Origin of the sequence: Streptomyces sp. NBC_01003 (genome assembly GCF_045162695.1) — a bacterium.
GTDB lineage: Bacteria > Actinomycetota > Actinomycetes > Streptomycetales > Streptomycetaceae > Streptomyces.
The window spans coordinates 10208474-10234633 of the sequence record NZ_CP108707.1 but is presented as its reverse complement, the minus strand read 5'-3'; the positions used below and the strand labels follow the sequence as shown (position 1 = coordinate 10234633).

At 68.3% G+C, this 26160-nt stretch carries 22 protein-coding genes and 6 pseudogenes; 18 read left to right on the top strand and 10 right to left on the bottom strand.

The features are described 5' to 3' along the window. Positions 1 to 41: 41 nt before the first annotated feature. Positions 42 to 281 (bottom strand): fibronectin type III-like domain-contianing protein, encoded by a 240-nt coding sequence (locus tag OG698_RS47340; RefSeq protein ID WP_406110612.1) that lies wholly within the window; start codon positions 279 to 281, stop codon positions 42 to 44. Positions 282 to 362: 81 nt separating this feature from the next. Between OG698_RS47340 and OG698_RS47335 the strand changes: the two genes are divergently transcribed. Next, entirely contained in the window at positions 363 to 563 is a 201-nt protein-coding gene (locus OG698_RS47335; protein WP_406111799.1) for a hypothetical protein, read from the top strand. A 251-nt stretch (positions 564 to 814) separates the two neighbouring features. Then, positions 815 to 1801: an NAD-dependent epimerase/dehydratase family protein gene (locus OG698_RS47330; protein ID WP_406111709.1), complete on the top strand. Its 987-nt coding sequence runs from the start codon at positions 815 to 817 to the stop codon at positions 1799 to 1801. A 51-nt stretch (positions 1802 to 1852) separates the two neighbouring features. Here the strand turns inward: OG698_RS47330 and OG698_RS47325 are convergent. Both OG698_RS47325 and OG698_RS47320 read right to left on the bottom strand, forming a co-directional pair. Beyond that, positions 1853 to 2005, bottom strand: a pseudogene (locus OG698_RS47325) (GNAT family N-acetyltransferase); the annotation flags it as partial. Between the two features lie 725 nt (positions 2006 to 2730). Beyond that, positions 2731 to 4071: a hypothetical protein gene (locus OG698_RS47320; RefSeq protein ID WP_406110610.1), complete on the bottom strand. Its 1341-nt coding sequence runs from the start codon at positions 4069 to 4071 to the stop codon at positions 2731 to 2733. Between the two features lie 242 nt (positions 4072 to 4313). Here OG698_RS47320 and OG698_RS47315 point away from each other — a divergent pair, with 242 nt between their 5' ends. Further along, positions 4314 to 4856 carry a hypothetical protein gene (locus tag OG698_RS47315; protein ID WP_406110608.1) on the top strand — a complete coding sequence of 181 codons (543 nt, stop codon included), beginning with the start codon at positions 4314 to 4316 and terminating at the stop codon, positions 4854 to 4856. Between the two features lie 460 nt (positions 4857 to 5316). On the opposite strand, the gene OG698_RS47310 is transcribed toward OG698_RS47315, so the two are convergent. Beyond that, positions 5317 to 6834: a hypothetical protein gene (locus OG698_RS47310; RefSeq protein WP_406111707.1), complete on the bottom strand. Its 1518-nt coding sequence runs from the start codon at positions 6832 to 6834 to the stop codon at positions 5317 to 5319. 756 nt (positions 6835 to 7590) lie between these two features. Between OG698_RS47310 and OG698_RS47305 the strand changes: the two genes are divergently transcribed. Beyond that, entirely contained in the window at positions 7591 to 8880 is a 1290-nt protein-coding gene (locus OG698_RS47305; RefSeq protein WP_406111705.1) for a sulfite oxidase, read from the top strand. 785 nt (positions 8881 to 9665) lie between these two features. Beyond that, positions 9666 to 10280 (top strand): hypothetical protein, encoded by a 615-nt coding sequence (locus tag OG698_RS47300; RefSeq protein ID WP_406110606.1) that lies wholly within the window; start codon positions 9666 to 9668, stop codon positions 10278 to 10280. Between the two features lie 349 nt (positions 10281 to 10629). On the opposite strand, the pseudogene OG698_RS47295 reads toward OG698_RS47300, so the two are convergent. Continuing rightward, positions 10630 to 10740: pseudogene (locus OG698_RS47295) on the bottom strand (IS5/IS1182 family transposase); the annotation flags it as partial. Positions 10741 to 10922: 182 nt separating this feature from the next. Further along, complete coding sequence (locus tag OG698_RS47290) at positions 10923 to 11267, bottom strand: ArsR/SmtB family transcription factor (protein ID WP_406110604.1); 345 nt, start codon at positions 11265 to 11267, stop codon at positions 10923 to 10925. A gap of 133 nt (positions 11268 to 11400) precedes the next feature. Between OG698_RS47290 and OG698_RS47285 the strand changes: the two genes are divergently transcribed. After that, positions 11401 to 12378, top strand: coding sequence for a zinc-binding alcohol dehydrogenase family protein (locus OG698_RS47285; RefSeq protein WP_406110602.1), 978 nt, complete (start codon positions 11401 to 11403; stop codon positions 12376 to 12378). A 50-nt stretch (positions 12379 to 12428) separates the two neighbouring features. Beyond that, positions 12429 to 13382: an EamA family transporter gene (locus tag OG698_RS47280; protein WP_406110600.1), complete on the top strand. Its 954-nt coding sequence runs from the start codon at positions 12429 to 12431 to the stop codon at positions 13380 to 13382. A 202-nt stretch (positions 13383 to 13584) separates the two neighbouring features. Here OG698_RS47280 and OG698_RS47275 read toward each other — a convergent pair whose 3' ends face one another. After that, positions 13585 to 14520, bottom strand: a complete 936-nt coding sequence (locus OG698_RS47275) for a transposase (RefSeq protein WP_406111703.1) — start codon at positions 14518 to 14520, stop codon at positions 13585 to 13587. A 199-nt stretch (positions 14521 to 14719) separates the two neighbouring features. Between OG698_RS47275 and OG698_RS47270 the strand changes: the two are divergent. The 4 genes and pseudogenes from OG698_RS47270 to OG698_RS47255 all read left to right on the top strand — a co-directional run. Beyond that, a pseudogene (locus OG698_RS47270) lies at positions 14720 to 14983 on the top strand (transposase domain-containing protein); the annotation flags it as partial. A gap of 389 nt (positions 14984 to 15372) precedes the next feature. Beyond that, positions 15373 to 15906, top strand: coding sequence for a transposase (locus tag OG698_RS47265; RefSeq protein ID WP_406110597.1), 534 nt, complete (start codon positions 15373 to 15375; stop codon positions 15904 to 15906). 565 nt (positions 15907 to 16471) lie between these two features. Next, positions 16472 to 17108, top strand: a pseudogene (locus tag OG698_RS47260) (HD domain-containing protein). Positions 17109 to 17132: 24 nt separating this feature from the next. Beyond that, positions 17133 to 17540 (top strand): MFS transporter, encoded by a 408-nt coding sequence (locus tag OG698_RS47255; protein ID WP_406111701.1) that lies wholly within the window; start codon positions 17133 to 17135, stop codon positions 17538 to 17540. A gap of 319 nt (positions 17541 to 17859) precedes the next feature. Here OG698_RS47255 and OG698_RS47250 read toward each other — a convergent pair whose 3' ends face one another. Continuing rightward, a complete protein-coding gene (locus OG698_RS47250) occupies positions 17860 to 18039 on the bottom strand; it encodes a hypothetical protein (RefSeq protein ID WP_406111797.1) in 180 nt (59 codons plus the stop codon). A gap of 21 nt (positions 18040 to 18060) precedes the next feature. Between OG698_RS47250 and OG698_RS47245 the strand changes: the two are divergent. Beyond that, positions 18061 to 18845 (top strand): annotated as a pseudogene (locus tag OG698_RS47245) (NADP-dependent oxidoreductase); the annotation flags it as partial. A 356-nt stretch (positions 18846 to 19201) separates the two neighbouring features. Next, positions 19202 to 21154, top strand: a complete 1953-nt coding sequence (locus tag OG698_RS47240; protein WP_406110595.1) for a SpoIIE family protein phosphatase — start codon at positions 19202 to 19204, stop codon at positions 21152 to 21154. Positions 21155 to 21182: 28 nt separating this feature from the next. Here OG698_RS47240 and OG698_RS47235 read toward each other — a convergent pair whose 3' ends face one another. Next, positions 21183 to 21560, bottom strand: a complete 378-nt coding sequence (locus OG698_RS47235) for a winged helix-turn-helix transcriptional regulator (protein ID WP_398378827.1) — start codon at positions 21558 to 21560, stop codon at positions 21183 to 21185. Between the two features lie 142 nt (positions 21561 to 21702). Between OG698_RS47235 and OG698_RS47230 the strand changes: the two genes are divergently transcribed. Beyond that, positions 21703 to 22110, top strand: a complete 408-nt coding sequence (locus OG698_RS47230) for a RidA family protein (RefSeq protein WP_406110593.1) — start codon at positions 21703 to 21705, stop codon at positions 22108 to 22110. 47 nt (positions 22111 to 22157) lie between these two features. Here the strand turns inward: OG698_RS47230 and OG698_RS47225 are convergent, their stop codons facing one another. After that, positions 22158 to 23402, bottom strand: a complete 1245-nt coding sequence (locus OG698_RS47225; RefSeq protein ID WP_406110591.1) for an IS701 family transposase — start codon at positions 23400 to 23402, stop codon at positions 22158 to 22160. Between the two features lie 164 nt (positions 23403 to 23566). Here OG698_RS47225 and OG698_RS47220 point away from each other — a divergent pair. The 4 genes and pseudogenes from OG698_RS47220 to OG698_RS47205 all read left to right on the top strand — a co-directional run. Further along, positions 23567 to 23814 (top strand): annotated as a pseudogene (locus OG698_RS47220) (EstA family serine hydrolase); the annotation flags it as partial. A 353-nt stretch (positions 23815 to 24167) separates the two neighbouring features. Beyond that, entirely contained in the window at positions 24168 to 24350 is a 183-nt protein-coding gene (locus OG698_RS47215) for a hypothetical protein (RefSeq protein ID WP_406110589.1), read from the top strand. A gap of 180 nt (positions 24351 to 24530) precedes the next feature. Next, on the top strand, positions 24531 to 25451 hold the full coding sequence (locus tag OG698_RS47210) for an NADP-dependent oxidoreductase (RefSeq protein ID WP_406110587.1): 921 nt from the start codon (positions 24531 to 24533) through the stop codon (positions 25449 to 25451). 15 nt (positions 25452 to 25466) lie between these two features. Further along, on the top strand, positions 25467 to 25949 hold the full coding sequence (locus tag OG698_RS47205) for a cupin domain-containing protein (RefSeq protein ID WP_406110585.1): 483 nt from the start codon (positions 25467 to 25469) through the stop codon (positions 25947 to 25949). The last annotated feature ends 211 nt before the right edge of the window (positions 25950 to 26160 follow it).

The following is a 26160-nucleotide window of genomic DNA, read 5'->3' as shown; positions in this document are numbered from 1 at the left end:
TGGGTGCGCCTCGCCACTGCCTGAGGCCGGCGTACGCAGTGTCACGTCACCCGGCGCGTCGGCGACTTGTCGCCCGGGGCGAGGATGGTCACGATGCCCGCCTCCGCGAGTGTCTCGGAGCCGGTGCCCGCGTAGAGGTGGATGTCGCCCGGCTCCAGGACGAACTCGCCCGTCGGGTCGTTGGACCAGAAGCCGAAGTCCTCGGCGGTGAGGCGGAATCGCACAGTGCGGGTCCGGCCCGGGGAGAGAGTGATGCGGCGGAAGGCGCGCAGGCGGCGCACCGGCTGGACCAGCGGTGATCTTCACGTTGGTGAGCGTCGCGCTGCCGCGCGCCCCCGTTGGCGAGGATGCCGGAGCCGTTGTTGGACTTCGAGATCGTCACGTCACTGATCTTCACGTCCGGTACGGCACCACCACCCGTCTTGAACTGGATGCCGTCGTCTGGCCGGAGTCCGGCCGAACTGATGGTGAAGGCTCTGGTCGACGATGTGTTCACCCACGCCGAGCTGAAGGTCCTTCTGGTGACAGCGCCGCTGGTCGAACAGCTGGGTGAGAGCGTATGACGCCGGGGCCGAGCGGCGTCCCGGGGCCGGTCGATGTGTTCCCCTGGCGGTTCGTGACACCCCTTCTCACGGTGTCGGCGATTCAACCGGATGTGACTGAGCGCCGTAGTGAACCTGTTGTGCATAACGGTTGGCCATAGCGTCTGCCAGGCGCACGTTCTGGGGGCCTCGTTTCAATGGCGCGTTGCGGACCGCTACGCCCTCGGCGAAGCAGGGGCTCGCAGACTCAGAGTCCGTGTTTGAGTCTGCTGGTGGAGATTCTGATACTGGGTGGGACAGCGTGGGTGGGCCGCGAGATTTCGCGGCAGGCACTGGCACGTGGGCATCGGGTGACCTGTCTGGCCCGCGGCGAGAGTGGCGAAGTGGCTGAGGGCGCGGCACTGGTCGTTGCGGACAGACGCGACCCGTCGGCGTACGAGAGCCTGGCGGGCCGGGACTGGGACGCCGTGGTCGAGGTGTCGTGGCAGCCGGCATTCGTCCGCGGGGCGCTGGCCATCCTCGGTGAGCGGACAGCCCATTGGGCGTACGTGTCTTCGATCAGCGCGTATGCCTCGCATGCGCAGTTGGGCGCGGACGAGTCGGCGGAGCTGCTCCCGGCGACCGAGCGGGACGAGGCCGACCGTGAGGAATACGGGGAGGCCAAGGTGGCCTGTGAGGAGGCTACGGCGGCTGCGGTGGGCGACCGGCTCCTCATCGCGCGGGCCGGACTGATCGGCGGTCCCGGTGACCACAGCGGCCGTACCGGGTACTGGGTCGGCCGCGCGGCGCGCGAGCCGCTGGCTCCGCTGCTGGTACCGACCTCAACCGACATTGCGACGCAGGTCGTTGACGCGCGGGACCTCGCAACATGGCTGCTCGACAGCGCGGAGAAAGGGACGACCGGAACCTACGATGCGGTCGGCCCGATCATGCCGTTCGGCGAGTGGGTCGCACTGTCACGGGACATCGGCGGGCACACCGGGCCGCTGGTGGGGGCCGACACCGACTGGCTGCTCGGGCAGAAAGTGGGGCAGTTCATGGGCCCGGAGTCGCTCGCAATGTGGATGGCCGACCCGGACTGGGCCGGCTTCAGTGCTCGCAACGGTTCTGCGGCCCGCGCGGCGGGCCTTCGGCACCGGCCCCGGGCGGAGCTGCTGGCGGACACTCTGCGCTGGGAGCGAGAACAGGGGCTCGGCCGGCCCCGCAGGGCCGGACTCAGCAGCGAGCGCGAACGCGAACTGCTGAAAGACTTGGGATAAGGCCAACCATCCCACAGTTACCTGGGACGGGACAGTTGGCCACCACGAGCGTCATGGTTGGCCTTCGTCTCGCCGGATTCCGTGATGACGGCCGATGCGTTCGCGGGTGCCGATCTTTCGGAAGGTGAATTGGCGGTGCAAGGCAAGGCTGGCTCTGTTTTCAGGGAACATCCCGGACCGGATCGTCCAGATCCCTGCGGCCTCTCGGGCGTTCTGTTGGTGCGATGTCGTCGATCAGGGCGCGGATGCGTTGTCCGATCCCGTACCCGGCGCTGGAAATTCGCTGGTACGCGCACCACCAGCGCAGTGACCGCCACCGGGGACAGCTTCGCCCTGAAGTGGCCCAACAGCCGGTCGGCACCGGAGCTCGGACAGACACGACGCAGGCCGCACGCATGCGAATGCCCGTGACCGCTCGGCTGGCTCTCCTCCCCCAGACGGGCCGCCGACTGTGACATTTGTAGAGGCGCGAAGCAGTACCGAGCGGTCCCGACTTCCGGCGGTCGGGACCGCCTGCCGGACGCCCTGCGCTCAACTCGATGCATCTGTCGTCACGTTGGCAGGAATTCCATGAACGGGGCACGCCCGACCTGTTCCATCGGCTGGGTCCCCGGTGGTCAGGAGAGTTGGTCTCCGCTGGTCTCTCCGGCCGAGCTGCCGAGTCGGGTCGGCGTCTTCGGCAGGTCAAGGTCTGCCGAAGACGCCGCAAGCCAGGAGTTGTCGCTTGCGCCACAGCTCGGTGCGGCCGGTCACCGTCGGCGTCGGCGTCGGCGTCGGCGTCGGCGTCGGAGCGATTCGCTGTGCCTAGGGCGGCCGGTCCACTTGATGTTCACCTCGGCGCTGCTCCACCCGCAGCATTTGCCCCTGTCCGTGAGCCCGTCGAGGTTCACGGACGGTCCGTGAGGGGGCCGGGTCCGAAGCGGGCAGTGTCAGGCCTTCGGCGTGGCGTTCACCACGACCTTCGCGGAGTTGTTCTTCGTCTCCGGGTCGAAGGCGAACTCCCCGAAGACGGGGCGCACCACGACCGGTCCCGTGGCGTCCTGCACCACGGTGTCCACGCGCAGCTGGAAGGCGAAGGCACGCTCGGTGTTCTCCGACACCCAGTACGGCAGGTTGCAGTCGTAGCGCGGGGCTCCCACCCGGTTCGGGTAGTAGCCGCCGGTCAGCGTGCGCGGACGGCACTCCGCGGGGGCGTCGGAGACGGTCGTTCCCTGCGGTACCCGGAATTCGACGACTGCGGCAGGGTCGCCGGAGCCCAGATTGCCGAACCAGGCGGGACCCTCGTTCTGGAACCGGACCTCGGCAGTGACCGTCTCGCCGGCGCTCCCCGTGACGTCGGTGCCGCGCACCGCGAAGTCGGCCGTGTTGTCGGCGCGTACCTCCTGCGCCACGTAGTTGTCGTCGCTGTCGATGTCGGTGACACCGCCCGCCGGGTCCACGCTGAGATCGAGCCGTTCGTACAGCGCCTTGTCGTTGACGGCGACCACCAGTTGCTCGGGCAGCTCCACGCGGGCTCCCGGGGCGATCTCGTCGTCGAAGGTGCACGTGGCGTGCGTCATCGGCGCGTACTCGCCACCGCCCTCGTCCTTGCGGTACGTGCACTGCGGGTACGAGGTGACGAAGTCCAGGCCGTAGGAGGCGCTCATCTTCAGGGTGTAGCCGTGCGCCGTCTCGTTGCCCTCGTTGGTCACGCTGACCGGCCGCGCAAGGTTGGAGCCCGGCTGCACGCCCTCCGCCTTGCCGGGGTCGTTGAGCGCGAGGTCCGGGCCCGACGCCACCGTCACCGTGGTGCTGAAGCCCTGCGGCGACTTCATCGTGCCGGACGGCGTGGTGGCTGTCGCCGTGTACGTGACGGTGCCCTGCGCGCCCTTCAGCGCGCCGGTGGCGGCCCGGATCCCCAGGTGCACGGCGTCGACGTTGGTCACCGGGATCTCGCCGTCGACCGTGCACACCGCGACGGTGCCCTCGGGCGTGCAGTTCGCCGGCCAGATGATGTCAGCCACTCCGGCGAGCCGGGAGACGTCGAGCGTCAACCGACCGTCCGTGACCGAGACGTTGCTGTTGTCGTGGTAGAGCCCGAGGTCGAGCGAGCGGGCCGGGGCCTCGCCGCCGTCGACGCCGAGCGGCACGTTCAGCTCGTACGGCGACTGGATCCACAGCGTGTCGGAGGCCGCTGCAGTCCCGGCTCCCAGGCCGATCACGAACAGGCCCGCCACCGCGGTACCGCACGCTCCCAGCCGCAGGGCGCGGCCGACGGAGACTCTGTGCATTGCATCCCCCAAGGGTGTCGGGGAGTCGGACGCTCCAACTCCTCGACAAGTAGACGATCTTGAAGAGGACAAGGTTGTACTGCTGTCGACCACGGCCGGGTCGACCGGCGAAGACCGCGGTGGCCGCCCTTAACCCGCAGAACGGGACCGGCTCAGGAACCGTTCCCCCAGATCTCGCGTGTCCTCCTTTGTTGCCAACTGTTGCTGAGGGGGACTGGATGCGAGTTCGGACGCTGGTGAGCGTGGCGGTAACGACTTGCGTGGCGCTGGCGGCGTGCGCGTGTGGTCCGGAGAAGTCGCAAGAAGACACGTCCACGGCCGCGAAGCCTTCGCAGTCGTCCGAATCGGCGCGGCCCGAAGCACCGTCGGCCACGCCGTCCGCGTCCCCTCGGACCGAGAAGCCGTCGGCCGAGCCGACCGGGGACCAGCCCGCGCCCAGGACGAAGGAGGCCGCGATCCAGCGGTACGAGCAGTACCTCCATGCTGTGGGCCGTGAGGACATCAACACGGTCTGCGAAGTGGCCGGGCCCGCCGCGAAGCAGGCGGAGGACCAGGGGTTCGGCCCGTGCACGTCGACGTTCGTCGTCACGTTCCAGATGATCTCGCCTGCTCAGAAGAAGGCCCTGCGAACCGCGACGGTCGACCCGCAGCGCGTCACTGTGCTGGCCCCCGACAAGGTCGAGATCCCGACCGAAGCGATCAGGGCCTCCGTCACCTTCTCCGAGAGCGAGCTCGGCAGCAGCACCCTGGAGTACCTCAAGAGCAATTGGTACATCACCGACTGAAACCCGATCCGCCGTCCGCAGAGCCGCATGGCGGACGGCTGGCTGATCCCCGGTCCCGCGGGAAGCGTGGTGCCGCCGGACCGGTCGACTGGGACGGGCTCGTGTGACGGACCCGCGCCGGCACCGGGCTGCTCAAGGAGTGGGAACTCCGCTGCCCGCCACTTCGGAGGCGAGGCCGTGAACGATCCGCGCCGGGCGCGCGACCGGCGCGGTCACCCGGCCGCGCCCCACCCGGCGCAGGTCGTGGTGACAGCCTGACCTGCCCTGCGGCACCAGGGCACCCCCATCCATCGTGATCTTGGAATCGGCATCACGTTGGTTGCTGGACCACCAGGACCTGTCCGTACTCGGCTGCTCGGCCCTGGTGGCCGCGGTCCAGCAGGGCCACCCCCGTCAGACAACAGCGGATAACTCCCCTCCATCTGAAGGGCGTTGACCCGGTGACGGGTCGGCAGAACGGCTACAGCTGAGGCAACAGACCCGACATCACGGCGCGCGGCAGCGACGGGTTTGCGGCTGCGGCTTCCACCACCTGCCAGTCGGTGTCGGTGAGCAACTCCGCGATGACGTGCGGTGGAAGGGCCGGGTGGCCGGCGGCCAGGGGCCGCGCCTGCTTGTCTGCCAAGCAGTTGTGCAGCGCGGAGCCCGTGGCGTTGGGGTGCCGGGCGACCTCACGGAACGCCTTCTGTACCGGGGGTTCGCGCCGGGTCAGGTCCTCCAGCATTGCCGGAGTCGCGTCCGGGTTGGCCGCCACCTTGGCGACGACCCGGACTCCGTGCCGGTCGACCATGGCGCGCAACCGTGCTTCGGACAGGCCCGGATGTGAAGCGATGGACTTGACCACCTTCGCGTCGGGGTCGGCAGCCAGCGCGTCGCGGATCTCGGGCGGCAGATCGCGCCGTTGGGCCAGGAGCATCCGCGCGGCCGGATGCGGTGACCGCGCCAACTCCTCGACTTCGGCAGGAGAAGCGGCGGCGATCCGCGGCAGCAGGGTTGCACCGATCTTGGTGGTGCCGGCCAGGTCGGTGAGCACGTCGAGCGGCACATGTGGGTTGTGCGCGAGCCTGCGCCGCACCTCGGGGTCACGGTCGCCGGCCGATACGCGGATCAGGGCGTCGTCGATCGCGGGGTTCTCGGCAACGTCGGCTCGGACGCCGGGAGTGGGATCCGCGGCGAGTCGCCCGTACACCTGTGAGGGAAGGTCGGTGCGCGCAGCGAGCGCCCAACGCAGCAGCAGTGAAGGGTGATCGGCGAAGCCGACGACGGCTTCGGTGGGCGTGGCCGGGTTGCGCAGTGCCGCCTGCTGCATGTCGTGCAGGGTGGACTCGTGGGATCCGTCGCAGGAGGCGCCCGGCATCAGGTCGCAGTCGAGCCGCGGGCAGTGCGGATCGTGCACGAACGGCTTCTGTTCTCGGTCGCAGACCAGGCACCGCTGTGCGGGAGGCAGGCCGTAGCCCGTGATCAGCATCGCCAGTACGGCCGGCGGCGTCGCCTCGTTGGCCGCCACCGCGCGGCGGACCTCGGCGTGGGGATGCCTGGCGAGCTTGGCAGCCCATTCTGACGTGGTCCACAACGCGAGCTCCGCGACGACCCGTACGTCCAGATCCGCGGCGAGCGTCTCCACGACGTCAGACGGGAGGCCGTGGCAGGCTGCCAGCTTCTCCCGGCGCTCAACGCTCGGATCTGCCGCGAGAAGCCTCGCCCACTCCGGGCTTCCTACGCGCTCGTCGAGCAGGGCGAGGGCGGCGTCCGGCTGTTCCACGGGATCGACATCGGCGGAGGTCAGCCGGCCCTCGTAGGCGAGCTGCACGGCGCTCTCCTCAACGTGTGCTGCCAGCGCAACCGCCTGCGCGTGGCTGAGGTCCGCGCGACGAGCGAGGTTCGCGGCGGTGTCTTCGTCTGCGACGGCGATCAGCCGGTCGACCAGCTCGGGCGGAACGGCGGCATTGTCGGCGAGCCCGCACAGGACATGGTGCACAGAGGGCATCCTGCCTGGAGTGTGAGCGAATGGCCCGCCGTTTTCGACGCCGCCCGCATTGTCGGCGCCATCCGGGCGGTCCTGAGCGCGCGCCTGTCAAACGTCGCCCGCCGCGACTCCCTGAACAGCCCCTCTGGTCCCCCTACAGACACCCCAGACGTGACCGTGCTCCGACTCCGTCAGGGCAAACCGACCCCGCCCACGACGACACTTGCCTTCATCTACGGGAGGAATCATGCCGAGACCAGGAGAAGACCGCGAAGCATTCTCACGGTCCGACGGGACCCCGACTGAGTGCTTCACCTGACGACTGGTGCCGGCTGGCATGGACAGTTGTGTTCCCGCCAAGACCGGCTCGGGCCGCAGCAAGACGGCCATGGCCGGGAACCTACGGCAGGCGCTCGGAAGCGACCCCGACGGTTGCGGTTCCCGAGTCGTGGCGACAGGCACGCGATGGTCATGCGTCGGTGGTTGACCGTTGCCGATCACGCTTCGGCCGGGCTGCTTCCGCGGCACCTTCGCTGGGGCGAGGTTCCAGCCCAGGATGTCGAACCTGCTGTCTTGATCCAGCACGCTGTGCAGCGATGGTGTCGGCGACTATGGCCTTGGTGAACCGCTCGGACCCGAACCGCGCCATGCTGAAGCCGTTTCGACGACAGGGCCATGCCGTACGCCCGGTGTTGTGAACACCGCATTGCGGTAACGGAGTTGGCCTGGGCTACAGGATGCAGGGCTTCCTACACTCGCCGCGTGACGATCCCAACTGACGTACGCGAAACCGTGGTTGACGAGGCGGCCTACGACCGACGCCGGCTGCGGCAGTGGCTGGCCGGGCGAGCCCATGCCGACGGAGTGACCCGCCGCGACTTGATGCGGCTGCTCGCAGCCGCGGGCCTGGCGACAGGCCTTCCGGCGACGCTCCCGGCGACCGCACGGGCCGCGACGGACACGCCGTCCGCGTCTGCGGCCGGCATCGTCAAGCCGCTTCCCGAGGAGTGGTTCACGGCACGGGGCACGAACGCGGAGACGAACTTCGCATCCCTCGCAGCCACCGGCCACCACACTCCCGTCTCGCACTTCTTCGTCCGCAACCACACGTCGACTCCGCTACTGGACCCCGCCACCTGGAAGTTGACGGTGCAGGGCAGTGGGCTTGCGGGCGGCGGACGGGACTTCACTCTCGCCGACCTCGAGCGTCTGCCTGCCGTGACCCGATCCTGCTTCGTCGAGTGCGCGGGCAATGGCCGCAGCTACTTCACCAGTCAGCAGGGCCAGAACGTCTCCGGCACGGCCTGGACACTCGGCGCCATCGGATCGGCCCGCTGGCGCGGCGCGCGCCTGGCCGACGTGCTCCGCATGTCGGGTCTGCGGCGCGACGCGGTTGACGTGCTGCCGCGCGGCCTCGACGCCGAATACGTCACCGCGGACGGCACGAACCTGGGCCGGGTACGTCGCCCGTTGCCCGTCGCGAAGGCTCTCGACGACGTGATCCTCGCTTACGAGATGAACGGCGAGCCCCTGCCGCCCGACCACGGAGCCCCGGTCCGGCTGATCGTTCCGTCCTGGATCGGCATCGCCTCGATCAAGTGGGTGGGTGACATCGAGGTCTCCTCCGAGCCCCTCTTCTCGCCCTGGAACACCGACTTCTACCGTCTGTTCGGCGACGCGTATCCGCCCGAGGGAAGCTCCCCGCTGTCCCGACAGACGATCAAGTCGGCTATCGAACTTCCGTGGAACGCGCACCTGCCGGCTCACACGAGCCACCGGCTCACCGGCCGCTCCTGGTCCGGCGCGGGCACCATCGCCCGCGTCGAGATCAGCACGGACGCGGGTCACACCTGGCGGCGCGCCCGCCTTCACGACACTCCGCGACGCGCCGACTGGGTTCGCTGGTCCACGAGTTGGCGCCCCACCACCACGGGCCCGACCACCGTCCTCGCCCAGGCGACTGACACGACAGGACGTACACAGCCGTCGGCCACGCAGCACAACACGCAGGGCTATCTGTTCGACGCAGTGGTGCAACACCCGGTCACCGTCGTCTGACACCTCTGACTCGGGGATGGGTTCTGGTCCGGGTTCTCACGCGCTCGTCGCGGCCGGACGATCAGTTCCGCGTCGGCCATCCCAGAGCGCGACGATGACCTTTTGCACTCCTGGCTCCACCCCGTCCTGCGGCGGATGCCCGCTCGCGCGGCCGAGCGGGTGCCGGCGGCTGATCGCCGTACGCCGGCCCCACCGCTTCCTGCGGCCGCTGGGGGGCTTGTCCCTGCGGGTTCGGGAAATCCTCACGATCCCGCCATCGGAGCGACGGCGAATTGCTCGGCACGGCATCGCTCAAGTTCCGCTACAGCGGAAGCGCTTTCGGCGCCGGACGTCATGGGCGATGGGGGAACCCGTCCACGCATCGCGTTCGGCGCTTCAGGATTCGGCGAAGAGTCCAAGTCCCGTTGCTCATTCGTCCATGGAGCCGCTAGGTGCGAGCGAGTACAACCTGTGTGGTAGGAGCCCTGAGGGAATGCCACGGCGCGCCCTTCAGGTGAACGGTGGCGCGGGCGAAGCCTCCCCATGACGCGCGCCTCCTTCTCCGGACAGTGCGTCCTCGCAGTCATCACTCCTTTCGGGTGCGGTGAATCTGCGAGCCCCTGATGCCCCACACATCGAGAGAGGGACAGCACATGTCACACCGAGCCACCTCAACTCTCCGTCGCTGGGCCACTGTTGGCGCAGCCGCGAGCCTGCTCGCACTCACTCCGCAGGCCGCGTCTGCGGCCGTGGGGGGCGGGAATGTCTCCATAGGATGGTCGATCCCCAACGTCCCTTCCGACGGGATGAGCAACATCACCTTCCCCATCACCGTGAACCCCGAGACGGCGCACAAGAGCGGGATCTACTTCGCCCAGCAATTCGACTTCGCTAACGCCTTCGGCTACACCGGCCTCCAGCCCCGGGAGAACAGCGGCGGTAACGAGCGGCTCTCGGCACGGTTCTCCACATTCACCGACGGAGCGACCACGACCGACCCGCTCTGCCATGCCGGCGCCGACGGCGGGCCCGGCGTGACCTGCGCGGTGGACTTCGACGCCGTCTACGGCCACCGGTACGACATCAAAGTCGAACGGACCGGGACCGACACCTGGAAGGGAACTGCGACGGACTCGGTCACCGGTGTGTCAGTGCACCTGGGTGCCTGGAACCTGCCGTCGGGCAGCGGAAAGCTCCAGGGCTCACAAGGCGGTTTCGTGGAGTACTACGCCGGGATCCCGAGTTGCGCGGAAATGCCCAGGTCCGATGCCGTGTTCGGCGGTCCAACCACCACGGACGCGGGCGGCCTGAGCGGCACGTCCAGAGCCAACTACGAGTACAGCGACTGTGTCGGCGCGTCCAACTACCAGTCCGAGAACGACGGGTCCGGAACGCACGTGACCCGGGGCTTCATTTCGTAGCTGCTACTGGGCGCCGGTGGTGAGATCGGCGCCCAGCAACTCGACGTCGTTGCGACAGGACGCATGTCACTGCAGACGCGGCGGTGGAGCTGTCCGAGTACGACGACCACGGCGAAGCCTGACCGCTGCACTCCTGGCCCAAGACCTGAACCGGCCTGGAGCGTCAGGCCTTCGGCGTCAGAAGTGCAAAAGGGGCATGCCAATCATCACCGACACGAGCTGGCTACACGCTCGATGGCCAAGATCCGGGCCGGATACGGCGGTTGGCCACCAGCACCGGCCGCGGGTACGCCCCTACTACTCGGTCGTGTGCGTGGGGTGGACCTGAACGTCGGTGTAGGCGCCCTTGCAGCAGGCCGATCGTGTCGATCACGATGCTCCGCCTGCGGCCCGCGATCTTCTGATGGGCGTCGATGCCCTGGTCGGTGGCGGGGACGTTGGTCAAGGTCTTGATGCTCTGCGCGCGTCGGTCTTACCTCGCTATCGGGCGGAGTCGGCGCAGTACTGAGACAAAGTCCTGCGTGCCGTCAGTCGTCGCGGCGGCGCGGGGACGGGCGATCCCGCCCGCCGTACGGTCGCGGGCCTGGCACTTCACCACCATAAGGGCCAACTCCCCACCGTCGGAGACGTTCGGCCACCGCCTCACGTGACGCTGTCGGCGCGCAGAATCAGATCGAGCAGACCGGGGAAGCGTGCGTCGAACTCCTCGCGGCGCAGTCGGTTGACCCGCTTGGGCCCTTCGTCGCGCTGCTCGAGCAGCCCGGCTCCGCGCAGGACCGTGAAGTGGTGGCTCTTCGCGGCCTTGCCGACGGGTACGTCGAAGCTGCCGCAACTGCGGGTCCAGTCGGGAGACGAGGCCAACTCCCGGATCAGTTCGATGCGTACGGGGTCGGAGACCGCCGACAGCGCGGTGAGGACAGAGACCTCGTCGGGATGTGTGTGGACCGGTGCCGGGCGGTGGCTTCCTCCGGTGGCCTGGTCCGACATACCCCGCTCCTCGCTGCTCGGCACACGGTGGGACGCACCGGTAGTGCCTTGTCACTTGCTTAGTGTTCGATGCGCATCACACACTCTCGGTGTTCGGTTTTGATTGAACACTTGGCGAGGGGAGCGTTCTGGCATGCGTGCAGTCGAGTTTCGGGAGTACGGCGGTCCGGAGGTGCTGGAGGTCGTACAGGCCGACACGCCTGAGCCCGGGCCGGGGCAGGTCACGATCGACGCCGCGTACGTGGGCGTGAACTTCGCCGACCTCAAGGCGCGCGCCGAGGGGTATCGGGTGGGCGCGCTGCCGTTCAGGCCGGGACTGGAGGCTTCGGGGCGGATCCGCGCTGTCGGGGACGGGGTCGAGGGACTGCGTCCCGGGCAGGAGGTCGCCGCGCTCGTCAACGGCGGCGCTTACGCGGAAGTCGTAGTCGTGGACGCGGCCACCGTCTTCCCGCTACCCGACGGTTTGGACCTGCGCACGGCGGCCACGCTCCCCACCGTGCTGCCGACCGCCCACGCCCTGCTCCACGAGGTGGGCCGGCTCCGTTCCGGCGAGAGCGTGCTGGTGCACGGGGCCGCCGGTGGGGTCGGGACGGTGGCCGGGCAGCTGGCCCGGGCAGCCGGTGCCGGTGCGGTGTACGGAGTGGTGTCCACCGCGGCCAAGGCCGAGTACGCCCTCAAGCACGGCTATGACGAGGTGTTCCTCACCGACTCCTTCACCGATGGCGTCCGCCGGGCTACCGGCGGCGCGGGCGTCGACCTGGTGCTCGACCCCGTGGGCGGCGACACCCTTCGCCGCGGCCTCGACGCGCTCGCCGTCTTCGGACGGCTGGTGTCCTTCGGCAACGCCAGTGGGGCGGAGCCCTGGCAGGTCGGGCAGCCCGAGTTGTACGCGCAGGGCCGGTCCGTCGGGGGCTTCTCCATCCTGGCGCTGGCACAGGCGGCCCCGGCTGCGCTGCGTGCGCTGGCCGAACGCGCCTTCCGTACGGCCACGGACAAATCCGTCACGCTGCCCGTGACCGCGGAGTTCGCGCTGTCCGACGCCGCCGGGGCCCACCGGCTGATGGGCGGGCGTACGTCGACGGGCAAGTTGCTGCTGCGCGTGGCCGACTGACCGCGCCCGATCGCACGCCGCACACGAACCATGGGAATGCAGACAGAGAATTGAAGCAGAGCAGTACGGCCCGGGGTTTCTCCGCGGCGACGGGGAAAGTACCGGCACCCGGACTCGTGCTGGGCGGGGTGTGCGGCATCCAGTTCGGAGCGGCCTTCGCACCCCGGGTCTACCCCCAGGCCGGCGCCGCGGGCGTCGTGTTCCTGCGCCTGCTGATCGCGGGAGTGCTGCTCTGTCTGCTGTGGCGCCCTCAGCGACAGGCCCTGAGCTCGGTCAAGGGTGCCCGGGGCACGGTGATCGCGGCCGGCGCCCTGGTCGCGGGACACCACCTGGCGTTCTACGAGGCGGTCGACCACATCCCCCTGGGCGCGGTGGCCACGATCGAGTTCCTCGGCCCGTTCGCCATCGCGCTCGCCGGCTCACGGCGGGCCATCGACCTGCTCCCCGCGGGCATGGCGGCCGGCGGCATCATGCTGCTCGGCGGCGGAGGCGTCCCCCTCGACCCATTGGGTCTCCTGCTCGCCGCGACCGCCGCCTGCTGCTGGGGCGGCTACATCCTCGTCTCCGCCCGCATGGCGCGACGCCTCAGCGGCGGCCAGGGTCTGGCCCTGGCCGTGGTGTGGGCGGCGGTGCTCACGGCGCCGTACGGCATCGCCCAGGGCGGCACCGCCCTGCTCGACCCGGGCGTCCTGGGGGTGGCGGCGCTCGTCGCGGTCGCGTCGAGCGTGCTGCCGTACTCCCTCAACCTGGAGGCCCTGCGCCGGATGCCGCCCCGCGTGTTCGGCGTCCTGACAAGCCTGGAACCGGCGGCCGGCGCGGTGTTCGGACTGGTCATCCTCGGACAACAGCTCGCTTGGGCGCAGTGGCTCGGCATCGCCGCGGTGGCCCTCGCGTCCGTTGCCGCGACCTTCCTCGGAGCGGGGCAACGCAAGGCCTCACGGGTACGGGCCAAGGGGAAAGCGGCGCGGCAGGAGCATGCCGTGCTGCCGACGGAGTCCCGCTAACGCCCAGTCGGCAAACGACGGGAGTTCACGCGCTCGCTGCTCCGCTCCGGCCACAGGAGGTGCCGGTCCCCCGGATCGGCTTTCCGCGGCCTGCACAGTCAACCTGACCCGCCGCTTCTTCTGCGAACCCTGACATCAGTCCTGTCTGACGAAGGGGAAGGAGCCTGCCAGGCACCAGCCTCCCAGCCGGCTGGGATACCCCCTAGGCCCGGGGCGCGCGCAATGCGTGCGAGAGCGCGCTCATGCTGATGTCGATGATCGTGTGGAGCTGGTTCCGACTCGCCCCGGCCCTGCTCATCACGGCCAGTGACTGGTTGACCGCCGCGATGTGCACGGCGAAGTTCTCGGCGTCGCCGTCAGCCAACTTCGCGGCGAGCAAGGCGGTCCGCAGCCGCGCACGCTGGAAGCCCAGAGCTTCGATCGCGCGTGCGGCGATGTTGGGGCTCAGTACCGGAATTGCCATCGCGGTTTGAGCGACCAGGCATCCGTCCGGCAGGTCGGGGTCAGCGATGCGCTTCAGTGTGACGTCGAAGAACGCCCGTACCGCCTGCAGGATGTCCGGGTCGCCCGTCTGCCACTGCCCCGCGGTGATCAGGCGCTGAAGCAGATCGCGCAGCTGCCGGGCGGTGACGGTGGCGGTGTCATCGCCGGGCGCCAGACGAAGCGCGTCTAGTGGTGCGGTCCATGAGCTGCGGCCTGGCTCCAGTGCGCAGATGATCGAGTAGGGCCAGCCGGGGACGGGGATGTGCTGGTCTTTTCCTCTGCCGTAGGTGTGGCACAGGATCCGTTCCGGTGAGGTGTGGGCGTCAGGCCGCAGCCAGCAGGTGACATCGATGGCCAGGACCAGTCGGCCGTCAGCAGTCCGCGGCAGTGGCACTTCGGCCAGTGCCCGCCGCAGCTGGCCCGGGTTAATGCGTCCATGGGCCAGAGCGGCGTAGAGCCCGCCATGGCCGCGGCGATGTTCACCCACCAGGGACAGCTCGGCCAGCGACCTCACCGGTCCGTCGCTGCACAGAACGGCATCAGCCAGCTCGAACAACGCGTCCGAACGAGCGGTCAGGCAGGAGTAGAACTCGCCCCGGAAGCATGACAGTTCCGCCAACGGCTCTCGCCGGACAGCATGATGCAGCAGACTCATCCTCACGGCCTTCGTGCTGAATGTGTGTGTTCCTTGGTCGGAGCACATGTTCAGACGAAGGCCGCCTTCATGTCCGGCAGATACCAAACCGAGTGATCAAGTTCGACGCACCATTCGACGCCGGACGTTAAAGACCAAGCTAGGCCCAATGCCGTTGCCTTTGCTGTAGGCGTACTGTGCTTGGCAGTTCGTCCTGGGGGTGGTTCAGGTGACTGCGAGTGTGTCTGACTTATCGGGCCTCGGCCTGTTGACCTGGGTGTATCCGCCGGGCTTGGTGGACCGAGTGGTGGCGGCGTGCGGCCGTGCCGAGCGACGTCAGCGGCTGCTTCCCGCGAGGCTGGTGGTGTACTTCGTGCTGGGACTGGCCCTGTTCTCGCCTGCCCCGTATCTGGAAGTGATGCGCCATCTCGTCGAGGGCTTGCGGGGCTTGGGGCTGCTGGGCAACTGGCGTGTCCCTGCGAAGTCCTCGCTGTTCAGGGCCCGGGAACGACTCGGTTCCGAACCGCTGCGCGTGCTGTTCGCCACGACCGCGAAACCGATCGCGACCGAAGCGACGCCCGGTGCGTTCTGGCGGAGCCTGCGACTGCTCGCCGTCGACGGCACATGCTGGGACGTCGCGGACAGCGAAGCAAACGAGACCGCCTTCGGACGTCCGGGCAGTGGCCGCGGGTCGGGCAGAAGTGCGTTTCCGCAGGTGCGGATGGCGGCGTTGGTGGAGATCGGCAGTCATGCGGTGCTGGACGCGGAACTCGCCGGCTGCCGCACCGGGGAGGTCACTCTGGTGGGACGCCTGCCGCGTTCGGCCGGCCCGGGTCAGCTTGTCCTGGCCGACCGGGAGTTTCTTGGCGTCCCGTGTGGCAGGCGTTCGCAGCCACCGGTGCCGATCTGCTGTGGCGGGTGCCCGCCAACCGCGTCCTGCCCGTCACCAAGCAGTTCCGCGACGGCTCGTGGCTCTCACACATCCGGGCTAGCAGCGGCCCGGCCCGCGATGAGCCGGTCGTGGTCCGTGTCCTGGCCTACCGACTCGAAGGCCGGACCGCTGACGGTGAGATCGACGACTATCGCCTGGTCACCACCCTGCTGGATGCCCGACGGTATCCGGCGCGGCAACTGGCCGCGCTCTACCGTGAGCGCTGGGAGATCGAGTCCGTCTTCGCCGAGATCAAGACCCACCAGCGCGGCGCACGCGTCGTGCTCAGCAGTAAAACACCCGACGGTGTTCACCAGCAGATCTGGGCACATCTTCTGGTCCACCACGCGTTGCGGGAACTCATGCTGAGAACGGCAGCCACTCGAGGCCTGGACCCTGACCGGATCTCCTTCACCGAGACCCTGCGCTCTGCCCGGCGCAGCGTGACCGTCACGCCGGGCAGCTTTTCCCCCTGACCTCCTGGTCAGAGCGCTGGTGATGCTCGAACAGGACCTCATGGAACGGCTCCTGCCCATCAGACGCCTCCGCAGCCAGCCCCGCGTAGTGAAACGCAAGATGTCCAACTACCACCTCAAGCGACGAACACCGTTCCTGGCCGCAGCCGTCCCGCACCGGACCTCAAGCCGTCCTCATCACAAGACCTCAACCCACAAGCCCGTAACGCAACGGCATTGGCTCTAGGCCGAGTACCGGGCCGTGTGCGTTCCGACTGCGCTGAGCGTGTGAGTTCAGACGTGCGCACGGTGTGGTGGTTTCGCCTCGGCCGGACGGCATCCAAGGGTAGGTCTGCTCTGGTCACGCCCGCGCGCGACACGGGAACAAATATGCCAATGTTGCCAACCATCGGCGCGGAGATCCCGTGCAGCATGCTCGCAATCGACACGCCCCTCACTATCCGGGACTGACGCATCACCGTGGACTTCAGGGGAGGTTGGAAGCACCGGGTCGACGTCCCAATGACTATGAGAACAACGGACGTCCAGTCCACTCGTAACAGATCGCATCGGAAAGAGCGGACGCATGACCGACATCATCGCAGGGGTGGAAATTCCCGAGACCTCGGCCGTGGCGGAGGCCACGAGCCACCTCCGGGAAACGATCACGCCCCTGATCTTCCATCACTCCCGGCGTGTTTTTCTCTTCGCCTCCCTGCACGCGCGCGAGCTGGGCCTGCAGCCCGATCCCGAGCTGCTTTACATCTCCGCGATGTTCCACGACACCGGCCTCCTGACCCCGTTCTCCGAGGAGGAACAGCGTTTCGAGCTCGACGGCGCCGACCACGCTCGCAAGTTCCTGCTCGACCGCGGGTTCCCCGAGAGCGCCGCCGAAGTGGTCTGGACGGCGATCGCGCTGCACACGACGCCGGGGATTCCCGGCCGGATGGGCCCGGAGATCGCTGCCACCAACTACGGCGTTCTGACCGACGCGGTCGGCTGGGGCCTGGACGGACTCGAGGGCGACCAGGTGGACGAGATCGTCGCCGCTCATCCGCGCGGAAACTTTAAGGAAGAATTCGTACAAACGTTCGTCGAGACTCAAGGACCGTCCGGACACCACGTACGGGACCATCAATGCGGACTACCTGGAACGCTTCGTTCCCGGCTTCCACCGCACGTCCGTGATTGAGCGCATCACCAATGCGCCCTGGTCGCAGTGAGCCAGCAGCAGTCCCGGCGTGCCGATGAAACCGCTCGGTTCCCTCCGCGGACCTCGTCCTCTGGGACGACGCGCCGCCTTCACCATTCTGACGGTCACCACCGTCGTACTGATGCCGACTGCAAGTGCACCCTCACCGATCCATCCCCTCTACCGGGAGCGCTGGGACTTCTCGGTCACCATGGTGACGGTCGTCTTCGCCGTGTACGTCGTGGGGCTGCTCGGTGCCCTCCTGACCCTCGGTGCCACGAGCGATCGCCTGGGACGCCGTCCGGTGCCGCTCGCCGCACTCCTGCTGGCAGCGGCCAGTACGGCGATCTTCTGGACGGCCGACGGTGTCCTGTCCCTGGTGATCGCACGGGCGGTGCAGGGCCGCCACCGGAACCGCCATCAGTGGGCTGGCGGCCGGGCTGGTCGACTTCTCCCCGGCTAGACACCCGCAGGCAGGGACAACGGTGACGGCGGTCGGCACGAGTGTGGGCCTGGCCGCCAGCGCCGCGGTGGTGGGGCTGCTGGTCCAGTCGGTCCCCCACCCCGACACCGACGCCTTCTCCGTCCTCACCCGGGTCTTCGTGCTCCTCGCGGTGGCGATCTGGCTCATCCCCGAGAGGTGGCGTCGCCGGTCGGCGCCCCCGTCTCCCTCCGTCCCAGGGCGGGGGTCCCCCAAGGATTCCCGGCGCCGGTTTCTGGCCGCCGTACCCGCCCTCGTGGCGAGCTGGTCCGTCACAGGGCTGTTCCTCGCGCTCACCCCCTCAGTGGTCACCGACGTCCTGCACGTCACCCAGGGAGCCGCGGGCGGACTCGTCATCGCCGCGTTGTTCCTGGCCGGCGGCATGGGCGGCATGTGCTCCGCCCACCACACGGTGCGGCAGGCCACGCTGCTGGGCGCGGTCCTCCTGACCGTGGGATCGGCCCGGCCTTGCGGTGGCCATGGCCCTGCCCTCCCCGGTCGCGACTGGCCCGCAACCTGGTCCGACCGCGCCGGCCGCGACCGCACCCCGACCGTGCCGGGACACGAGGTCTCGGGCGTCGTGACGGAACTCGGCTACGGAACCACCGGTCTCACCGTCGGCCAGCGCGTCTTCGGGCTGACGGACTGGACCCGCGATGGCTCGCTCGCCGAGTACGTCGCCGTGGAAGCCCGCAATCTCGCTCCGCTCCCCGCCGACGTCGACCACACGGTGGCAGCCGCGCTGCCGATCTGCGGACTGACCGCCTGGCAGGGTCTGTTCGACCACGCACACCTCACTACCGGTCAGACCATGATGATTCACGGCGCCGCTGGCGGCGTCGGCTCGATCGCCGTCCAGCTCGCCAGCGAGGCGGGAGCCCGCGTCGTCGGCACGGCCGCTCCGCCGACCAGGACACCGTCCTCGGCCTGGGCGCGCACGCGTGCCTCGACCTGCAGGCCGACCGGCGAGAGGACGCAGGCAAGGTCGACATGGTGTTCGACGTGGTCGGCGGCAACGTGCTCGAACCCTCGGCCGCGCTCGTGCGCGCCGGCGGCACGCTCGTCACGTCCGCCCACCCGCCCACCGTGCGCCCCGACGACGGGCGGGCCCTCTTCTTCGTCGTGGAAACCGACCGCGCAGGCCTCACCGACCTCGCCCGGCGACTCCGGGAAGGACGGCTCGAGGTGCGGGTCGGCTCCGTTCGGCCGCTGGCCGAGGCAGCCGCCGCCTTCACCTCCGAGCGGCGCATCGCCGGCCGCACGATCATCGGCGTCGCCGAGGAGTGAGGGTGAGGACACTGGCTCTCCGTACCGCGTAGGACCCACTGCGACGAAGCAACCGCCTGGTCGCACCGCGCACACCCTCATGCCACCAGACCCCGAACGTCATGGGGGTGTCTGACCAGACGCGCAGCTCGGTTTCGCCGCCGGCTTGCCGGATCCGGTCGGCGTATTCGACGGCTTCGTCGCGGAGAGATTCGGCGGGCACTGACATTGCGGTCATCGAGCAGTGGCCCCCTGCCGTGGAGGGGGCGGCACATGCGCGGCATAGTTGCAGTATGTCCAGTGATGGTTCTACGAGCTCCGCAGCTGGAGAGTGGGCCGTGCAACCGGGTGACGTCCTGGCAGTGCTCAGTGCCGACATGACGGTCTCCGTGTGGACCGGGGCCGCCGAGCGCCTATGGGGCTATTCGGCTGACCAAGCACTCCATAGTCCCGCCAAGGGCCTGCTGGTTTCGGGCGCCCCGGAAATTCCCCGTATCTTTGCCGGCAGCCCCTGGTCAGGGCGGGTGCGGATCCGCCGCTGCGACGGCCATGAGTCAGCTGCGGATCTTCGGATTACTCCTCTGGACACTGACGGCGGCGCGGGTTGGCTCGTATGGGGGCCGAACACATTTGGCCAGCCAGGCATGGATCCGGCAGCGGTGGATGCGTTCTTTCACCACTCGCCGATCAGTCTGGTCATCTGGGACCGGGAATTGCGCTGTATATGGTTCAACGACAGCGTTCACAATCAGGACATCTACAGCTCCGAACCGGAGCTGGGCGGCTATGTCACCGATGTGGTCCGCGCTCGTCACCCAGAGTTTCTGGAACGCGCTATGGCGCGCGTATTGTACAACGGGGTGCCGCTCCTCGGGTACGAACTGTGGCCGACCGAGGCTCGCGCCCCCGACCGTTACTACCGTGTTGCCTTGATCCGTCTCGATGGACCGGACGGTCGACCACTGGGCGTCTGTTCTGTGGCTGTGCAGGCCAGCACCGGGCAGGAAGTCGGAGGACTTCGCCTGCTCAACGATGCGAAAAGCCGCATTGGCGCAGATTTGGACCCGTTGGTCACCAGCCAGAGGCTGGCGGAGACAGCGGTACCGGACCTCGCCGACTACGTCACCATCGACCTCGTCGAGGCCGTGCCGCTGGACAAGGAGCCGTTGAGACGCCTCAAGTCCACCGATACGAGAATCCCTGGCTTCTACCGCGCCGGCGCCGCTTCCATCCACGACGATCTTCGCGAGTCTCTCTGGGCGCGCGGAACGCCGGTCTACGTTCCGCCGGCATCCCCTTTCACCACCGTGCTCAAAAATCGTAGGTCCTACTTCGAGCCTGTTCTCGGCACCTCCCCCGGCGCTTGGCTCGACAACGACCCGGATCGGGCCCGGGTCATTCGCCAGACCGGAATGCATTCCCTCATAATCGTCCCCCTGCAGGCCCGCGGTGCGACACTCGGCATCGCCGTCTTCGTGCGCAGCCAGAACCCGGTTCCGTTCAGCAAGGCAGACCTTGCTCTTGCCGAGGAACTCGCGGCCCGGGCCGCACTGATCATCGACAACGCCCTGCGATACACCCGAGAGCGAACTGCCGCGCTTGCGATACAACGCGCCCTGGTGCCGCACCACTTGTCAGGCGGCAGCACAGTCGAGGTGGCCACCCGCTACCTGCCCGCAGACACGCACGCCGGCGTCGGCGGCGACTGGTTCGACGTCATCCAACTGTCTGATGGCCGAGTGGCCTTGGTCGTGGGAGATGTTGTCGGTCACGGCATCAACGCGGCCGTGACCATGGGACACCTCCGCGCCACGACCCGTGCGCTCAGCAAGTTGGAATTGCCGCCCGCCAAATTGCTACATCTCATGGATGAACTCGCCGTCGACATCGCCCGTGACCGTTTCGACGACGGCACCTCCACACCATCGGCTTTTGCAGCCACCTGCCTCTACTGTGTGTACGACCCGAAATCTCAGCGATGCACCATGTCCAGTGCCGGCCATCCCCCACCCGCGATCATCTTCCCTGACGGATCGGTCGACTTCGCCGAAGTACCTCCAGGTGCACCCATCGGGGTGGGACTGGGCTCCTTCGAATCGACCGAGGTGAAGCTACCGGACAGCAGCGTGATAGGGCTGTACAGCGACGGTCTGATCGAAACGGAGCACGACGTCGACCGGGGTCTGCAGCGGCTGCGCACCGCCCTCGCCGGCCCCATTTCCAGTCTGGACGACCTATGCACATCGGTCGTCGACACCCTGGCCCCGGACGGACCGATGGACGACGACATCGCCCTCCTCCTGGCCCGCACCCACCCCGCCGCTGCCTAGTACTCCAGCTGTAGATCGTGATCAGCCGTCAGGCGTCGAAGCGGTGACGGGCGGCCTCGATGTGACCGAAGTACCGGTGGGTCCAGTCACACATTCCGTCGACGGTGGCGCGTAGGCCCTGGCCCGGCTCAGTGAGGGTGTATTCGACACGCGGCGGAACGGTGGGGTGCACGCTGCGCTCGACCAGGCCGTTACGCTCCAGCATGCGCAGGTTCTGAGTAAGCATCTTGTGGCTGATGCCTTCGATCTCGTTCCGCAGTTCGCTGAATCGCAAGGTGCGTTCACCGAGAGTCTCGATGATCAGGAATGCCCACTTGTTGGCGACGTCGGAGAAGATCTCTCGCGCCAATGAGTCCGCGCGCCTGAGGTCTGCTTCCTCGGATCGGCCCTTGATCTGCTTGGTCACCGTTAGGTTCCCCAGTCACTAAAAAGTGCGTTCTTCCATGTCAGCGACCACTCTCTTACAGTTCCTGAGTAACCACAAGAGACCACGAGGGTCTGGAGTGACGAGCACGGGCCCACGATGCCCGGACAAGGAGGCGGACGGCATGGCCATCACCCTGGTGAACCCCAGCGGATTGCCCGAGATCGATGTCTACCGGCAGGTGTCGATCGCGACTGGGTCGAAGCTGGTCTTCATCGCCGGTCAGGTCGCCTGGGACGCCGAGGGGATCACGGTCGGCGAAGGCGACCTCGCCGCGCAGGTCGAGCAGTGCTACCTCAACATCGGCACCGCCCTGGCCGAGGCCGGCGGATCCTTCGACGACGTGGCGAAACTGACCTTCTACGTCGTCGACTGGACTCCGGACATGATGCCCCCGCTCCTGGAGGGGATCTCCCGGGCGGCCGCAAAGCTGGGAATCACCCCGGTCCCGCCGGCCACGCTGCTGGGTGTTGCGGCACTCGACGTACCCGACCACCTGGTCGAGATCGAAGCCACCGCGATCCTTGACTGAACAGACGATCTTCGCCCACTGAGCACCGAAGTGGCCAACTGCGGTGCTCAGCACATCGCCTGATTCGCGGCTTGCCGGTGGTAGTGGCCGGCTCGGGACCGGGCCTGATGACGTCGCCGCCAGTCGGACCAGCCGAGCCGGTGGACCGCGTCGTGCACGGGTCGGACGACCAGGGCGACGAACACGCGCTGGATCTCGTTGCAGGTGAGCGGGATCAGATCCTCCGGGGCGGGGCGCCGGGCGTGTTCGTCGGCGCGGACGGCAGCGAGGAAGGCGTGGGCGAGCATGGCGAGGGTGACCCAGCGGGTCCAGGAGACGAAGCGGCGGACTTGGTGCTCGTCGAGTCCGGCGAGCCCCTTCTCGGTCTGGAAGGTCTCCTCCACCCGCCACCTTGAGCCCGCGACTCGCACCAGCGCCGTCAGGGGCACGGGGCGGGGCGAGAAACAGCGGTAGAAAGCGAGTTCGCCCGTGGTGCGGTTGCGGCGGATCAGCAGCTGGCTGCTGCCGGAATGTGGACCGGTGAGATCGATGACCGCCCAGTCGTAGAAGCGGTGGCCCTTGGCCCCTGCCCCTGCGGACAGCCGTTGCCAGGCCCGTCTAGGGAGCCGCTTTGCCAGGCTATCTGCTCGGAACTTGCCTGCGGCTGTGGGGACTTCGGCCGAGCAGGCGATGGCCAGTACGTAGCTCGTGCCGCGTGCTTCCAGAGCAGCCCGTAGCTTCGGGTTCCCGCCATAGACCTCGTCCCCGGTAATCCAGGCGGCGTGATGCCCGGCGTCCAGGAACCGCTCGATCATCTGCCGGGCGAGGTCCGGCTTGGTCGCGAAGTCGGTCTGTTCGGGAAGGCCCGCGGCCTGGCAGCGATCCGGATCGTTTGCCCATGAGCGGGGGATGTACAACTCCCGGTCGACCGCTGCGTGTCCGCGCCGGCCTGCGTAGACAAGGTAGACCGCGACCTGGGAGTTCTCGATTCTCCCGGCGGTACCGGTGTACTGGCGCTGAACGCCGACAGTATGGGTGCCCTTCTTTACGTCCCCGGTCTCGTCGACCACGAGCACGGCCTGCTCGTCGTTGAGATGGTTCACGACGTAGTCGCGGACATCGTCGCGTACCGCATCGGCGTCCCAGGCGGCCCGGCACAACAGGTGCTGCATCCCGTGTGGGGACTTCTCCCCGGCCCACTCGGCGATCGTCCAGCAGTTCTTGCGCGGCAGGTCCGACAACAGCCCGAGCGTCAACCGCCGTACCCGGCACCGGGGTTCGACCCGCGCGAACCGGCCAGCGATCCGCCCCATGAGGACCTCGAACTCTTCCCGCCAGCGAGCGGGATCTATGCTGTGACCTGCGGCCACCGTCTCATCGTCAGTCCACACAACTCACGATGATCAACGGTGGCCGTACCCGTCTCCGCACCGGCCCCAACCAGCAAGATCACGATCTACAGCTGGAGTACTAGAACGGCTACCACGCCCTGGTGATCGGCACGCTCACCGGCGAGGTGGTGCGCCGGGCCACGGGGCACACGCTCCGGGAGGTGCGCGAGGAGCGGGTGCGCGCGCCGTACAGCATGGACTTCTTCCTGAGGCTGCCCGAGTCCGAGGAGCCCCGCTTCCGCGCGGTCCAGCCGATGCTCCCACCCCCGAGCAGCAGGCCCTGCCGGCGACCGGGCCGCACACGCTCACCTCGATCGCCTTCAGCACACATGTCCTCATCCTCGCCCCTCTCCCGCGGGTGTCGAAGGGGTACCTCGTAGATCTCCTTGTGTCGGTGCTGACGGTCGCTTGACCGCTGGCCCCGGCACATCCGCTGCGCTACAAATAGACGAAATCGACACAGAGTGTGGCCTACCGGCTGCTGGGGAGTGTGGCCGATGCCGAGGATGTCGCCCATGCGCGCGTCAACCGCGCGAGCGTCCTCACGGTCTTCCGCGCCGCCTACGAGGCCGGGGACCTGGCCGGCCTGGTCAGGCTCCTTCACCCGGATGTCGACTACGTCACCGACGGCGGCGACAAGGTCTCCGCGGCACGCAAGCTCATCCACGGCGGCGAGCGCATCCGGTCATGGTGCGTACGGGACGCCAGTGGCACCCGGACCGCATCGACTTCGCCGAGGTCGGCGGCGAGCTCGCCCTCGTGTTCCACCGGGAAAGCCGGGTCTACTCCGTCGACACGGTCCAGATCACAGACGGTCTGATCACCGCATACCGCAGGGTCCTCAATCCCGACAAACTCGTGCGCGTCTGAGCTGTCACACCCGCAGGGCCTCCCTCGTCTCCCTGATGAGAACGCAAAAGGGCGACGAAGAAATCCGCGCGAGCAGGTGAGATCGATCATGCAGAACGGCATACATCCACCTGCAGCCGCGACGAGCGCTGCGCGAGCGGGCTGTGCGCTCGGGTCGCTCCTCCCCACTAAAGGACCTGTATGCAAGCCATCACTGTGCAAGACCGTAACGCCGGTCTTGCCGGGATGTCCCTGACGGACATGCCCTACCCCCATGCGGCCGAGAACGACGTCATCGTGCGGGTGCACGCCGCTGGCTTCACCCGCGGAGAGCTGGACTGGCCCGCCACATGGACCGATCGCGCCGGCCGCGACCGGACGCCGAGCGTGCCCGGGCACGAGCTGTCCGGTGTCGTCGTAGAGCTGGGGTTCGGCACCACCGGCCTGAGCGTCGGACAGCGGGTATTCGGCCTGGCCGACTGGACCCGCAACGGCACGCTCGCCGAGTACACCGCGGTGGAGGCCCGCAACCTCGCCCCGCTGCCGGCGGACGTCGACCACACCGTGGCCGCCTCGCTGCCGATCTCCGGGCTGACCGCCTGGCAGGGCCTGTTCGACCACGGCCGCCTCACCACAGGCCAGACCGTCCTGATCCATGGTGCCGCGGGCGGCGTCGGCTCGATCGCGGTACAGCTCGCCCGCGAGGCCGGCGCCCGCGTCATCGGCACCGGCCGGGCCTCCGACCGGGACAGGGCACTCGCACTCGGCGTCGACACCTTCATCGACCTGCAGACCGAGAAGCTGGAGGACGCCGGCGAGGCCGACGTCGTGTTCGACGTCATCGGCGGCGACATCCTCGACCGCTCGGCCGCCCTCATCCGGGCCGGTGGCACGCTCGTCACCATCGTCATGCCGCCCAGGGTCCAGCCCAAGGACGGGCGGGCGGTCTTCTTCGTCGTCGAACCCGACCGCGCCCGGCTCGCCGACTTCGCCACGCGGCTGAGGGACGGCCGGCTCAAGCCGGTCGTCGGTGCGGTGCGGCCGCTCGCCGAGGCACCCGTCGCATTCGCCCCCGGCAAGCGCACCCCAGGCAAGACGATCATCCGCGTCACGGAAGACTGAATCAGGAGACCGATCATGATCGAAATGCGGATCGCCGGCGGCTTGCTGGCCGTCGCTACGCTGGCCGCGGCCACGGCCTGCTCGACCTCGAACCAGCCCACCCACGCCAAGAGGCCGACCGCAGCCGTGGCATCGCCTGCGGCCATGCCATCGACGCGCCCCACCGAAACCCTCAAGCCGCTGCTCCAGCAGGCCCTTCCGAATGTGAAGGGCAAGACGTTCACCTCGGTGATCGTCGACTTCCCGCCCAACGCAAGCGCGCTGCCGCACCGGCACGGCCAGGCGTTCGTCTACGCCTACGTCCTCGAAGGCACCGTGCGCAGCAAGCTCGACGGCAAGCCCGTGACCACCTACCACCAGGGCGAGAACTGGGTCGAGCAGCCGGGCGCCCACCACGTCCTCACCGAGAACACCAGCCGGACCAAGCCCGCCAAGCTCCTGGTCGTCTTCGTCTCCAACACCGGAGACGAGCTCAAGGTCGACGACCCGAAGTCATAGCCCGGGACACGCAGTGGGCGGCAACACACTTCACGAACCCTGCCCCTGCCCCTGCCCCTGCCCCTGCCCCTGCCCCTGCCCCTGCCCCTGCCCCTGCCAGAACACACAGCGCCCGCCACCAAGACGCGTGCCCGCAATACGGCGCACGCCGCACGAAGAATCGAACGATGAGGGTGGGCCCGGGGCACGGTGTCCGCGCTGGCTTTGTCGG

Excerpts from the sequence above, each read along its gene's own strand:
- OG698_RS47320 (WP_406110610.1), bottom strand. The coding sequence starts at position 4,071 with ATGCACAGAGTCTCCGTCGGCCGCGCCCTGCGGCTGGGAGCGTGCGGT.
- OG698_RS47300 (WP_406110606.1), top strand. The coding sequence starts at position 9,666 with ATGAGCAACATCACCTTCCCCATCACCGTGAACCCCGAGACGGCGCAC.
- OG698_RS47290 (WP_406110604.1), bottom strand. The coding sequence starts at position 11,267 with ATGTCGGACCAGGCCACCGGAGGAAGCCACCGCCCGGCACCGGTCCAC.
- OG698_RS47285 (WP_406110602.1), top strand. The coding sequence starts at position 11,401 with ATGCGTGCAGTCGAGTTTCGGGAGTACGGCGGTCCGGAGGTGCTGGAG.
- OG698_RS47275 (WP_406111703.1), bottom strand. The coding sequence starts at position 14,520 with ATGAGTCTGCTGCATCATGCTGTCCGGCGAGAGCCGTTGGCGGAACTG.
- OG698_RS47255 (WP_406111701.1), top strand. The coding sequence starts at position 17,133 with ATGAAACCGCTCGGTTCCCTCCGCGGACCTCGTCCTCTGGGACGACGC.
- OG698_RS47250 (WP_406111797.1), bottom strand. The coding sequence starts at position 18,039 with ATGGCCACCGCAAGGCCGGGCCGATCCCACGGTCAGGAGGACCGCGCC.
- OG698_RS47240 (WP_406110595.1), top strand. The coding sequence starts at position 19,202 with ATGACGGTCTCCGTGTGGACCGGGGCCGCCGAGCGCCTATGGGGCTAT.
- OG698_RS47230 (WP_406110593.1), top strand. The coding sequence starts at position 21,703 with ATGGCCATCACCCTGGTGAACCCCAGCGGATTGCCCGAGATCGATGTC.
- OG698_RS47225 (WP_406110591.1), bottom strand. The coding sequence starts at position 23,402 with ATGGGGCGGATCGCTGGCCGGTTCGCGCGGGTCGAACCCCGGTGCCGG.
- OG698_RS47215 (WP_406110589.1), top strand. The coding sequence starts at position 24,168 with ATGGTGCGTACGGGACGCCAGTGGCACCCGGACCGCATCGACTTCGCC.
- OG698_RS47210 (WP_406110587.1), top strand. The coding sequence starts at position 24,531 with ATGCAAGCCATCACTGTGCAAGACCGTAACGCCGGTCTTGCCGGGATG.
- OG698_RS47205 (WP_406110585.1), top strand. The coding sequence starts at position 25,467 with ATGATCGAAATGCGGATCGCCGGCGGCTTGCTGGCCGTCGCTACGCTG.